Here is a 12,895-nt window from a genome sequence, read left to right on the forward strand (position 1 = left end):
AAAGGGCATCCGATGAAAACACTGGCCAAACTCCCCGTCACCATCGTTACCGGCTTCCTCGGCTCGGGCAAAACCACCTTGCTGCGGCACATGCTCGACAACGCTCAGGGCCGTCGCATTGCGGTGATCGTCAACGAGTTCGGCGAGCTGGGCATCGACGGCGAAATCCTCAAGCAGTGCTCCATCGGTTGCACTGAAGAAGAAGCCAACGGCCGCGTCTACGAACTGGCCAACGGCTGCCTGTGCTGCACCGTTCAAGAAGAATTCTTCCCGGTGATGCGCGAATTGGTCGCCCGTCGCGGCGACCTCGACCACATCCTCATCGAAACCTCGGGCCTGGCCCTGCCAAAACCGCTGGTGCAAGCCTTCCAGTGGCCTGAAATCCGCAGCGCCTGCACCGTTGATGCGGTGATCACCGTGGTCGACAGCCCAGCGGTTGCCGCCGGCACCTTCGCGGCTTTCCCGGACCAGGTCGATGCCCAGCGCAAACTCGACCCCAACCTGGACCACGAATCGCCGTTGCACGAGCTGTTCGCCGACCAACTGGCCAGCGCCGACCTGGTGATCCTCAACAAGGCCGACCTGATCAGCCCTGAAGACCTGGCCCGTGTGCGCCTGGAAGTCGCTGAAGAACTGCCGCCAGCGGTGAAAATCATCGAAGCCAGCAGCGGTCGTCTGCCACTGGACGTGCTGATCGGCCTCGGTGCCGGCTCTGAAGAACACATCGACAGCCGTCACAGCCATCACGATCACCACCATGAAGGCGAAGATGATCACGATCACGATGCCTTCGACTCCATCTCCATCGAACTGCCGCAAGCCGACGAAAGCCTGCTGCTGGACGCGCTGACCCAACTGGTGGTCCAGCACGGCATCCTGCGTGTCAAAGGTTTCGCGGCGATCCCGAACAAACCGATGCGCCTGCTGATCCAGGGCGTGGGCACGCGTTTCGACAAGCACTTCGACCGTCAGTGGGGCGCCGATGAAGCGCGCACCACGCGTCTGGTGTTGATCGGCCAGGAACTGGACGCCGCGCTGCTCGAATCGCAACTGCGCGCCGCGCTCAGCGTTTAAGCCATGCACCTGCTCAGGACCCAGCCCGGCGGTTTCGTGTCGGATGACAACATTGCCGACCTTGGACAAACCCCCGCCGAGCTGGTGATCCTGTGCAGCGGCGACTCAAGCCTGGCGCTGCTCGCCGAAGCGGCGCAGCAGTTGCCCGACGATTACCCGAGCGTGCGCCTGGCCAATCCGATGCAGGTGCAGAATCACGCGTCAGTCGATCTGTATGTCGACGAAGTGCTGCGCCACGCCAAGGTGATTCTGATTTCGCTGCACGGCGGTATCGCCTATTGGCGTTACGGCGTCGAGCAACTGGTGCAACTGTCGGAGCGCGGCGTGCAGCTGATTCTGGTGCCTGGCGATGACCGCCCGGACCCGGAACTCAGCGAGCTAAGCACGGTGGGCGCGGAAGACCGCGATCGGCTCTGGCAGTTTTTGCGTCAGGGCGGCATGAGCAATGCCCTGGTTTTTTTCCGCTGCCTCGCCAATCGTTGGCTGGATCGCGACTACGCCTGGGCCGAGCCGCAAACCCTGCCGCGCACGGCGATTTACCACCCGCAAAAAAGCCCCGCTGAACTGAAGGATTGGCAAGCCGACTGGCAGGCCGATCAACCGGTGGCGGCGGTGCTGTTTTACCGCTCGCATTTGCAGGCGGCCAACACTGGTTTCATCGATATTTTCTGCCAGCGGTTGCAGGCGGCGGGGTTAAACCCTTTGCCGATCGCCGTGGCCAGTTTGAAAGAACCCGGCTGCCTGACGGTGGTCGAGGACCTGTTGGACGAAGTCGAGGCGGGGGTGATTCTCAACACCACCGGTTTCGCGCAATCCAGCCCCGAAGCGCCGCATTTGCGGCCGTTTCGCCGCAACATCCCGGTGATCCAGGCGATTTGTGCCCAGGACAACGAACCGGGTTGGCGCGCCAGCGAACAAGGCCTCGGTCCGCGTGATCTGGCGATGCACATTGCGCTGCCGGAACTGGACGGGCGGATCATCAGCCGACCGATCAGCTTCAAAGACCTGGCCTGGCGTAGCGAGCGCAGCCAGTCGGACGTGGTCTGCTATCGACCACAACCGGAGCGCATGGATTTTGTCGCCGAACTGGCGCGACGCTGGATTGATCTGGCGCGGGTGCCCAACGCTGAAAAGCGCATCGCCCTGATCCTCGCCAACTACCCGACCCGCGACGGTCGCATCGGCAATGGCGTGGGCCTCGACACCCCGGCTGCCGCGCTGAATATCCTGCGTGCGCTGCATAAAGAAGGTTATCCGCTACCGGCCGAGTTGCCTGATAGCGGCACCGCGTTGATCCAGCAGTTACTCGGTGGCGTCAGCAACGACCTCGACACCCTCGACCAGCGCCCGTGTATGCAAAGCCTCGCGCTGGATGACTACAACCTGATGTTCAGCGCCTTGCCCGAGTCCAATCGGCAGGCCGTGCTGGAACGTTGGGGCTCGCCCGAAAACGATCCGATGTTCCGTGGCGGGCGAATGATGATCGCCGGGCTGCGCTTTGGCCTGACCTTCGTCGGCATTCAACCGGCGCGGGGTTATCAGGTGGACCCGAGCGCGGTGTATCACGACCCGGACCTGGTGCCGCCTCACGGTTATCTGGCGTTCTATTTCTGGTTGCGTAACACCTATGGCGCCCACGGCGTGATCCACGTCGGCAAGCACGGCAACCTCGAATGGCTGCCGGGCAAGGGTGTCGGCCTGTCAGAGAACTGCTGGCCGGATGCGCTGCTCGGGCCGTTGCCGAATATCTATCCGTTTATCGTCAACGATCCGGGCGAGGGCGCCCAGGCCAAGCGCCGTACGCAGGCGGTGATCATCGATCACCTGATGCCGCCGCTGACCCGCGCCGAAACTTACGGCCCGTTGCGCAACCTCGAATTACTCGCCGACGAATATTACGAAGCGCAATTGCTCGATCCGCGCCGTGCCCGGGAATTGCAGCGCGACATCCTGCAACTGGTGCGCGATACGCACATCGACCGCGAACTGCAACTGGACGAAAAGCTCGACAGCGATGCCGATGCGGCGATCTGGTTGCCGCGTCTGGACACCTATTTGTGCGACTTGAAAGAGTCGCAGATCCGCGACGGCCTGCACATTTTCGGCGAATCACCGACCGGGCGTTTGCGTATCGATACGTTGTTGGCGTTGTTGCGCATTCCGCGTGGCGATGGACGTGGTGCGCAATCGAGTCTGCTGCGGGCCTTGGCCAAGGCGTTCACGTTGGGCTTCGATCCGCTGGATTGCGCGCTCGCCGAACCTTGGACCGGGCCGCGTCCGTTTGAACTGCAATCCCTCACCGATGAAGCCTGGCGCACGGCAGGTGATACCCGCGAACGTCTGGAACTGTTCGCCGCGCAATTGATCGAGCAAGCCTTGGTCACTGAGGTTGAGCAGCTGAACGAGCCAGGCTGGTCAGAGATGAAAGCCATCATCGACAGCCTGCGCGAAGTCGTCGCGCCAAGGCTGGATGCCTGCGGCCCGGCCGAAATGCGCGGTCTGCTCGACGCCCTCAGCGGCCGCTTCGTGCCCGCTGGCCCCAGCGGTGCACCGAGTCGCGGTCGACTCGACGTGCTGCCGACCGGGCGCAACTTCTACTCGGTGGACGTGCGTAACCTGCCGACCACCACCGCGTGGCGCATCGGTTTCCAGTCGGCCACCCTGATTCTTGAACGACACCTGCAAGACCACGGCGATCACCTGCGCCAGCTAGGCCTGTCGGTGTGGGGCACCGCGACCATGCGCACCGGTGGCGATGATATCGCCCAGGCCATGGCGCTGATGGGCGTGCGCCCGGTCTGGGCCACGGGCAGTCAGCGGGTCGACGACTTCGAGATTCTGCCGCTGAGTCTGCTGGACCGTCCGCGGGTGGACGTGACGTTGCGCGTCTCCGGATTCTTCCGCGATGCCTTTGCCAATCTGATCCGCCTGTTCGACGCCGCTGTGCAAGCGGTCGCCGCCCTCGACGAGCCGGACGACCTCAACCCCTTGGCTGCCAAGGTGCGTGCCGAGCGGGAAGCATTGATGCAATCGGGGCTGGATGAAGACGCGGCCAAGCGGCAGGCCGGTTGGCGCATCTTTGGCGCCAAACCCGGTGCTTACGGCGCGGGCGTGCAGGGCGCCATCGATGGTCGTCTGTGGCAAAGCCGCGACGACCTGGCCGAGGTTTATCTGAACTGGGGTGGCTACGCTTACGGCGGCTCTGACGAAGGCACTGCGGCGCGAGAGCAGTTCGCTCAGCGCCTGAGCCAGGTTCAGGCTGTGCTGCAAAACCAGGACAACCGTGAGCACGACTTGCTCGACTCCAACGACTATTACCAGTTCCAGGGCGGCATGCTCGCGGCCGTGGAAAGCCTCAGTGGCGAAGCGGCGGCCAGTTACCATGGCGATCACAGTCAGCCGGACTTGCCGAAGATCCGTACGTTGAAGGAAGAGCTGAACCGGGTGATTCGCTCACGGGCGGCCAATCCGAAGTGGATCGACGGCGTGAAGCGTCATGGCTATAAAGGCGCGTTTGAACTGGCGGCGACGGTTGATAACCTGTTTGCCTTCGACGCTACAACGCAGCTGATCGACGATCACCAGTATGCATTGCTGGCGGATGCGTACTTGCTGGATCCGGCGACCCGGGATTTTGTTCGTGAGCATAATCCGCATGCGTTGCGCGACATGACCGAGCGGATGCTGGAAGCGCAACAGCGGGGGATGTGGAAGGAGCCGGGCGATTACCGTGAAGCGCTGGAGAATTTGTTGCTGGACATCGAAGAAGACGGGTAGCTGATCGTTCCCACGCTCTGCGTGGGAATGCCTCAACGGACGCTCTGCGTTCGGCTCTTGGGACGCAGAGCGTCCCGGGCTGCATTCCCACGCAGAGCGTGGGAACGATCAATCAAAAAAAGACCACGACCGAGACAAAACAATGACCGACACCCCCCATTTCCCTCTCTCCGCCGTGGTCGGCGCCGACGATCTGAAACTCGCCCTCTACCTGACCGCCATCGACCCGAAAATCGGCGGCGTTCTCATCGAAGGCCCCCGCGGCATGGCCAAGTCAACGCTGGCCCGAGGCCTGGCGGACTTGCTCGCCAGCGGCCAATTCGTCACCTTGCCGCTCGGCGCCACCGAAGAACGGCTGGTGGGCACCCTCGACCTGGACGCTGCCCTGAGCGAGGGTCGCGCACAGTTTTCCCCCGGTGTACTGGCCAAGGCCGACGGCGGCGTGCTCTACGTCGATGAAGTCAACTTGCTGCCCGATCACCTGGTGGACCTGCTGCTGGATGTGGCCGCCAGCGGCACCAACCTGATCGAACGCGACGGCATTTCCCATCGGCATTCGGCGAAGTTCGTGCTGATCGGCACCATGAACCCGGAAGAGGGTGAGCTGCGTCCGCAACTGCTCGACCGTTTTGGCCTGAACGTCGCCCTCAGTGGCCACACAGCACCGACCGAGCGCGGCCAGATCATTCGTCGGCGGCTGGATTTCGACAGCGATCCGCACAGCTTTTGCGCCGAATGGGAAAGCCAACAACAGTCGCTGCGCGAACGTTGCCAGAAAGCGCGCAGCACGCTGGCAAGCATCCCGCTCGACGATCATGCGCTGGCGCAGATTACCGAGCGTTGCTTTGCCGCCGGTGTCGATGGCTTGCGGGCCGACCTGGTCTGGTTGCGCGCGGCACGTGCCCATGCAGCGTGGCGTGGGGCGAGCGCCATCGCCGAGGAAGACATCGACGCTGTCGCCGAATTTGCCTTGCGTCATCGCCGTCGTGAGCCATCGCCACCGGCGCCGCAACACAGTCAGCCGCCCTCTGCGCAAAATGCCAACCCGAGCGAAGGCCAGGGCCAATGGGGTGAAATGCCCGCTCAGGCGCTCCCGGTCGGCGCGCGACGTGAAGTGCCGAGCTGGCCAAAAAAGCCCTAGGCATTCGCCCTCGATCTGACGCGGGGGCGAATGCCAGACCCCGCGCCGGACGGCTGGATAACGGCAAACAGGGTAAGCGTCACGCGGCGCGCAGCGGTTCGATCAATTGGCCCGGCACCTTGCTGAACGGCCGCCCGCGTCAGCGCGCCGATGTCCTGTTTCACCTGCGCACCCGTTCACCCCATGAACTGTGGCTGGTGATCGTGGACGCCTCGGCTTCGACTCGTCGCCATCAGGCGTTGAGTGATGCCAAGGGCTTGCTCGCGCAACTGTTCGACGATGCCTATCGCCAGCGTGCACGCCTGGCGTTGCTCACGGCCAGTGGTCATGTGCCGAAGTGGCAAGTGCAGGGGCTGAAAGCCTCCGCGGGTTTGCGCAACTGGCTTGATGGCCTGGGCGCGGGCGGTGGCACGCCGTTGCTGGCGGCGCTGGGTGAGGCGGGGCGCTGGCTGGCGGTCAGGCAGAAGCGTTTTCCGGCGGAACATCAGCGCTTGTTGCTGGTGACCGATGGCCGATTGAAGGACTGGTCGATGTTGCCGGCGCTTGATTGTCCGGGGCTGCTGATCGACATCGAACGCGGGCCGATTCGGCTTGGGCGAGCTAAGGTAATGGCTAGCGAGTTGCAGGCCGAATATCGACATATCGATGATATGGAGTGAACCGGAAAGATCACAGGAGTGAGTCATGCGCGTTCTAGCCGCCAACATTCAGGATGATTTCCGCGTCAAGGTCTACGCCGGCACCAATGGCGTGCTGTTGGCCATGGACCTGGCCGAACACCGCCGCAAAGGCCTATTGGGTTTCGCCATCGAAAGACAACAAGGCCCCAAGCCCTGGCTGTTCCTGTTCAACAGCCTGACCTTCCCCGGCAAGGTGCATACGTTTCCCCAGCTTCACGCCACCCCCAGCAATATCGCGCCGTTGCAGAAATTTCGCTGGGCCGATTACGCGGTCAATCCGGGGATGACGATCCATTACCGAATCCACCTGGCCTACGGCTCCGTTGATGCGCCGCAGCTGGGTGAGTACCTGGAGGTGACGGTCACCTCCGACAATGGGCAGCCGAATAATCAAAGTGTGATTTTCAATCGCGCAGTGGCCGCCAGCCAGGCGTTCCAGCGCAAGTTTCCCGAACTCGACGCGCTGATCAGCGCCAACAAGAACCTGCCCATCGAAGCCTGGCCGGATGCCCCGCGGCAGTGGCTGGAAAACGGTTTGCTCGGGCGTTTGCTGGGGTTTATCGAGCGTGCGGTGGATGACCGGTGGGCGCTGGACATTGCCATCTACGAGTATGAATTGCAGGCCGTTGTCGATGCGGTCAATGCCGCGTTCGAACGTGGGGTAAACGTTCGAGTCCTGTATCACGCTCAACCGGACGATGATGACACCACCATCAACGAGGCCAGCCTTGAAAAAATCCCGGCAGAGAACAAGCGCGGGCGGGTTACCCATAACATCTTCCACAATAAATTCATGGTGCTGAGCCGGCTCGACGCGGCGGGGCAGCGTCAACCCGAAGCGGTGCTTTGCGGCAGCACCAATTTCACGCCCAACGGCGTTTACCGACAGGCCAACGTGGTGCACGTGCTGGACGACACACGCGTCAGCGCCAGCTATATACACACTTTCGAGCAGGTCTGGGCTCACCCTGCGGATGTCGGCGCCACCCGAAACTGGCTCACCCAAAACAACCCGATGGATCCGCTGCAGCCGATGTTCGCCGGTTTCTCTCCGCGCTCGGGAAAAGGGGATCTGCAAGCGTTTGTCGAGATCATCAACGCCGCGAAAAAAGACGTGCTGTTCGTCACCGCGTTCGCTTTGCCCGACGACGTCCTGAACGCTTTGCTCGGCCTGCCCCACGACGACATTTTGCGTTACGGCCTGCAAAACACCGCGAGCCGCATCACCGGTTTCCACGCCGACCGCACCGCGGAATTCGCCGCCACCGCGCTGCTCAACACCGGGCTGGAAGGCTGGCTTCGAGAGAACATGAAAGGCCAGAAGGGCAACCTGCTGGTGCACACCAAAGCCGTGGTGACGGACTTCACCAGCGATGCGCCGACGATCATCAGCGGTAGCCACAACCTCAGTGCCGCAGCCAGCAATGGCAATGACGAGAACTACCTGATCATTCGCGGTGATACCGATCTGGCAGACCGTTATGGTCTGGAGCTGCTGCGGTTCTACGAGCATTACCGCTTTCGCTACTTCGCCAAGAAACTCGCGCTCAAGCAGGTCCATCCGTTGGCGACGGATGACAGCTGGACCGACGACTATTACCTCGATGGGGATTTGCGTCAGCTATCCAGATTGCGTTTTTCCGGACGATAAACACACTTGCAGCGCAGACGCCCCCCCTTGTGGGAGTGAGCCTGCTCGCGATAGCGGTGTGTCAGGCGACATCAATATTGACTGGTCGGGCGCTTTCGCGAGCGGGCTCGCTCCCACATTGGATTACTTCAGTCCCATCGCCTGCCGGTACTGACGAGTCCGCCGGGCGATGTACACGCGGTCGAGAATCAACGCCCATAGCGCCGAAACGCCCGGACGGGTCTTGCGTCCACGGCTCAGGCGATTGAGCTGGAATTTCACGACGGCCATGCTCGCCAGTGCCGCCAGAGGTTTGCGTTTCCAGCGAATCGGCGGCAGTTGCGGGTGACTGTTCTGGCCTTCGCGCCAGCGTTTGACCAGTTGCGGTTCAATCGCCAGTGCCGTGCCGATCCCGGCCATGGCGATGCCGTTGTCGAGCACCTGTTCGACGATCGCCAGGCGTCGAATCCCGCCTGTCACCATCACCGGCATGTTCGCCACACGGGCCAATTCCCCGGCCATTTCCAGAAAATACGCTTCACGCGCCAGGGTCCGACCATCCCGGGCCTCGCCTTGCATGGCCGGGGCTTCGTAGCTGCCGCCGGAGAGCTCCAACAGATCGATCGGTTGATCGTTGAGCCACTGGATGACTTGCCGGGCGTCGTCGGCATCGAAACCGCCGCGCTGGAAATCCGCCGAGTTGAGCTTCACCGCCACGCAAAATGTCGGCGACACGGCCTTGCGCACGGCGCTGACCACCGCTAACAACAAGCGCGCGCGATTTTCCAGGGAGCCACCCCAGCGATCGGTTCGGCGGTTGGTCAAGGGCGATAGGAACTGGCTGATCAGATAACCGTGCGCGGCATGAATCTGCACCCCGGTGAAGCCGGCTTTTTCCGCCAGGGCAGCGCTGGTGGCGAAACGTTGGATGACGTCTTCGATGTCGCGCTCGCTCATGGGTTTGGGCTCGGCAAACATATTCGAGAACGCACCCAGGTCCAGCGCCACCGCGGACGGCGCCAACGCTTGCTGGCCGAGGTTGGCCATGGTCTGACGGCCAGGATGATTGAGCTGCATCCAGAACTGCGCGCCACCGGCCCGTCCGATGCTGGCCCACTGGCGAAAGCGTTCGAGGTGCCGCTCATCTTCCAGCACCACGCCGCCGGGGCCGGTCATGGCGCGGCGATCAATCATCACGTTGCCCGTCAGCAACAGGCCGGTTTCGCCTTCGGCCCACGCCTGATACAAGCGGAACAGGGCCTCTGCAGGTGCCTGCCCGCTGTCAGCGAGGTTCTCTTCCATCGCGGCTTTGGCGATGCGGTTGCCGATGGTCTGGCCGTTGGGCAAATTCAACGCTTGGAAGGGCGACATGCTTGACTCCTCATCAGTGATGAGCAGAGGCTAAGCTTAAAGTTAACTTTAATGTCAAGCAGGCAAATGAGGCGCAGATGAAGATTGGTGAATTGGCGCAATTGAGCGGGTTGAACGCGTCGCGCATTCGGTTTTACGAGGCTCAGGGTTTGATTCGGCAGGTGGAACGCCGGGCCAACGGTTACCGGCATTATCCCGACCAAGCGTTGCAAACCCTGAAAATCATTATTTGCGCCCAGCAGGCCGGGTTCAGCCTGGAATAGTTGAAACAGCTATTGCCGGACAGCGCGACCGGTGAGTTCAAGCAAGACGAATTGCTGGCGGGGCTTGCGCGCAAAGTCGAACAGATCGAAGAGATGCAGCTGCACTTGGCGCAGAGCAAGGCGCAGCTGTTGGAGGTGATCGACAACATTCAGTCGCGGCCCGAGGGCATGGGCTGCGAAGCGAATGCCCAGCGGGTATTGGCGAGGTTCAAGCCTTAGCGCTGATAGCTGCGGTCGAGGGAGCGGGGATCGGATTGCGCATCAGCGTGCCGACCACAAGCGCACCCAGCAGGGCCAACAATCCCGCAACCCACAGCAGCAGACTGAAACCACCGACGAAGGCTTGGCGGGCCAACGGTTCGACCACGGTGCGCGCGGTTTCCGGTAACAGGCCCATCGCCGTCGTCATGTCACCGGCCACCACCCGCGAGGCGATGCCCTGGGTTTGGCCGAGCCATTGCGCACCCTGTGCCGTCAGGCTCGTACGCAACAACAGCTCGGTATGACTGGACAGCAACGCACCGAACACGCCGATGGCCAGCACGATGGCGCTGAAGCGCATGGTGGTGCTCATGCCTGAGGCCATGCCGGTACGCTCCCGTGGCACGCAGGCCATGATGTTCTTTTGCGTATCGCCGTTGAGCAGCCCGGCACCGGCGCCCGTCACGGCAATCGCCAGGGCGAAGGGCAGGTAACCGCCGCTGCTGACCGCCCAGGCACTGAGCAGATTGCCGCCGCCGACCAGGGTCAAACCGGCGGCCATCAACGTGGCGGGGGCAAATCGACGCGACAGACGTACGCCGATGCGCGGGCAAATCAGCATGGTCAGGGCAAACGGCAACATCCCCAGCCCTGAAGCGATGGCCGAGAAACCCAAGCCGTTTTGCAGGTAAAAAGGCAGCAGGGTCATCATCACCTGGGCGCAACCGGCGTAGGCAAACATGCCTAACAGTGCGCCGATGAAACGCGGATGCTTGAACAGCTGAAGATCGACCATCGGCCGCCGCTGCATCCGTTCAATCACTACGAACAGCCCCAGCAACAGAGCGCCGCTGATGAGCCGGGCGTAGGTCAGTGGATTGCTCCAGCCGATCCGGTTCGCCTCGATCAGGCCCCAGATCAGGCACAGCAAACTCGCACTGAACGCCAGGCTGCCCCAGGGATCGAGGCGTGCGGACTGAGTGTCGCGGGACTCCGGCACGGCGCGCCAGACCATCACCATCAGGAACAATCCGACGGGCAGATTAAGGTAGAAAATCCAGCGCCAGCCCATGTATTCGGTGATCAACCCGCCGACCGTCGGCGCGGCGGTCATCGCCACCCCCATGCACGCGCCCCAGAACGCCCAGGCTTTGGCCCGTTCCACTTCATCGTGAAAGGTGTGGCCGATGGAGGCGAGGGCCGAGGTCAGCAGCAAGGCAGCGCCGACACCCTTGATCGCCCGGGCGATGTCGAGGAACAGCGCATTGGGCGCGGCACCGCAACCGATGGACGCGAGGATGAAAATGGCCAACCCGCAGATCAGGGTTTTCTGCCGGCCGAAGCGGTCGGCGATGCTGCCAGCCGGCAACAAAAGCGCGGCGAAGGCCAGCATGTAAGCGCTGACCACCCATTCGATGTCGGCAAAGTTTGCGCCCAGGTCCCGAGCGATCGTGGGCAGGGTGACGGCGACTATGTTGGTGTCGAGGACGATCAGCGAGCAAACGCCTGAGGCTGTGAGTAATGTCAGGCGCGGGCTCACCTTGGGTTTGACGGACATAGCAACATTTCTCTACTGTGAAAGTCAGTGCAGCTTATCGTCTGTTGACGCTTCCCTTGTTAGGCGTGCCTTGTCACTTCATTACCTTTGAGCTAATGCATCCATGGACATACGGCATTTCCGCTATTTTCTGGCCGTTGCCCGCCAAGGCAACTTCACCCGCGCCGCCGAACAACTCGGTATTGCACCGCCGACCTTGACTCGACAGATCCAAGACATGGAGAACGAACTCGGTACGCGCTTGTTCGTGCGCCAGACACGTGAAGTCAGCCTGACCGAGGCCGGCGCCGCGCTGCTGATCGAGGCCGAGGCGACGGTGCGGCAATTCGAATACGCACAGTACAACGCCCAGCGTGCCGGACGCGGGGATATTGGCCATATCGAACTGGGTTATGTGGCCTCGGCGGTGTATTCGGGTTTGCTGCAGAAACAGGTGCAAGCCTTCAGCCGCGAGTGTCCTGACGTCAGCCTGAACGTACGGGAAAGTCCCATGGCGTCATTGCCGATGATGGTGGTCGAGGGGCGTTTCGATATTGGCTATGTCCGCTCACCCATGACCCTGCCTGAAGGCCTGGAAGCGATTCGCCTGGACGCAGAAGGTTTTGTGCTGGCGGTGTCGGCCGAGTCCTGGCTGTGCCGATTGCCAGAGATTAGCCCCGAACATTTGCAGAACGAGACGTTCATCCTGCCGGAGCAAATCAGCGGCACGTTGCAAGTCGCCGCCGAGGGTGGATTCGCGCCGAAACTGGGGGCGCAACCGGGCGGGCTGGTGGCTGTCATTGCATTGGTGTCGTTGGGGCAGGGCGTGGCGGTGGTGCCAGAATCGGTGGTCGGGCATGTCAGTTTGCCGGGCGTGTTGTACCGGCCGATCAATGGGTGTGAGGCGAGCTCCTGGTTGTCGTTGATCCATCGGCGATTCGAAAAATCACCGGCGGTGGCGAGGTATATCGAGCAGGTCAAAAATCGCTGAGTACAGATTTTGTAATGATTTCCAGCTGTAGGAAATGTCACTTTCGCCTGTACGCTCCAAGGCCTTTTTCCTTTCAGGACGTACATGAACACCCTCTCGGAGCCTCCCGGTTATCCTTTCTCCTCGCGCTACTGCGCGGTCTTGATGCACGCGAAACACCCAGTCTTTCGACTTCTGAATACCTCTGACATTGCAGTTCCACGGCCTCTGCGCCGCGCCTTGCCGTGCCC

8 protein-coding genes and 1 pseudogene are annotated in these 12,895 nt (G+C 62.0%); 7 read left to right on the plus strand and 2 right to left on the minus strand.

All coding sequences use genetic code 11. From position 1 onward, the window contains the following. Window positions 1-12: 12 nt before the first annotated feature. From cobW to ACMXYJ_RS14630, 5 genes are all read left to right on the plus strand, one after another. The gene (gene cobW, locus ACMXYJ_RS14610) at window positions 13-1,074 is read left to right on the plus strand and encodes a cobalamin biosynthesis protein CobW (protein ID WP_415760386.1); all 1,062 of its coding nucleotides are present in this window, start codon (window positions 13-15) and stop codon (window positions 1,072-1,074) included. 3 nt (window positions 1,075-1,077) lie between these two features. Then, window positions 1,078-4,851: a cobaltochelatase subunit CobN gene (cobN, locus tag ACMXYJ_RS14615; RefSeq protein ID WP_415760387.1), complete on the plus strand. Its 3,774-nt coding sequence runs from the start codon at window positions 1,078-1,080 to the stop codon at window positions 4,849-4,851. Between the two features lie 142 nt (window positions 4,852-4,993). Further along, window positions 4,994-5,992, plus strand: a complete 999-nt coding sequence (locus ACMXYJ_RS14620) for an ATP-binding protein (protein WP_415760388.1) — start codon at window positions 4,994-4,996, stop codon at window positions 5,990-5,992. 2 nt (window positions 5,993-5,994) lie between these two features. Beyond that, window positions 5,995-6,651, plus strand: coding sequence for a vWA domain-containing protein (locus ACMXYJ_RS14625; RefSeq protein WP_415760726.1), 657 nt, complete (start codon window positions 5,995-5,997; stop codon window positions 6,649-6,651). Window positions 6,652-6,676: 25 nt separating this feature from the next. Next, window positions 6,677-8,323 (plus strand): phospholipase D-like domain-containing protein, encoded by a 1,647-nt coding sequence (locus ACMXYJ_RS14630; RefSeq protein WP_415760389.1) that lies wholly within the window; start codon window positions 6,677-6,679, stop codon window positions 8,321-8,323. A 123-nt stretch (window positions 8,324-8,446) separates the two neighbouring features. Here ACMXYJ_RS14630 and ACMXYJ_RS14635 read toward each other — a convergent pair whose 3' ends face one another. Further along, window positions 8,447-9,673: an NADH:flavin oxidoreductase/NADH oxidase family protein gene (locus ACMXYJ_RS14635; protein ID WP_415760390.1), complete on the minus strand. Its 1,227-nt coding sequence runs from the start codon at window positions 9,671-9,673 to the stop codon at window positions 8,447-8,449. Between the two features lie 77 nt (window positions 9,674-9,750). On the opposite strand from ACMXYJ_RS14635, the pseudogene ACMXYJ_RS14640 reads away from it, so the two are divergent. Then, a pseudogene (locus tag ACMXYJ_RS14640) lies at window positions 9,751-10,155 on the plus strand (MerR family transcriptional regulator). On the opposite strand, the gene ACMXYJ_RS14645 reads toward ACMXYJ_RS14640, so the two are convergent. Continuing rightward, window positions 10,145-11,695 (minus strand): MFS transporter, encoded by a 1,551-nt coding sequence (locus ACMXYJ_RS14645; RefSeq protein ID WP_415760391.1) that lies wholly within the window; start codon window positions 11,693-11,695, stop codon window positions 10,145-10,147. The pseudogene ACMXYJ_RS14640 and the gene ACMXYJ_RS14645 overlap by 11 nt on opposite strands. 103 nt (window positions 11,696-11,798) lie before the next feature. Here ACMXYJ_RS14645 and ACMXYJ_RS14650 point away from each other — a divergent pair, with 103 nt between their 5' ends. Beyond that, window positions 11,799-12,665, plus strand: a complete 867-nt coding sequence (locus ACMXYJ_RS14650; RefSeq protein ID WP_415760392.1) for a LysR family transcriptional regulator — start codon at window positions 11,799-11,801, stop codon at window positions 12,663-12,665. The last annotated feature ends 230 nt before the right edge of the window (window positions 12,666-12,895 follow it).

The sequence above is a fragment of the Pseudomonas arabinosi genome (genome assembly GCF_047758675.1).
Classification (GTDB): domain Bacteria; phylum Pseudomonadota; class Gammaproteobacteria; order Pseudomonadales; family Pseudomonadaceae; genus Aquipseudomonas; species Aquipseudomonas arabinosi.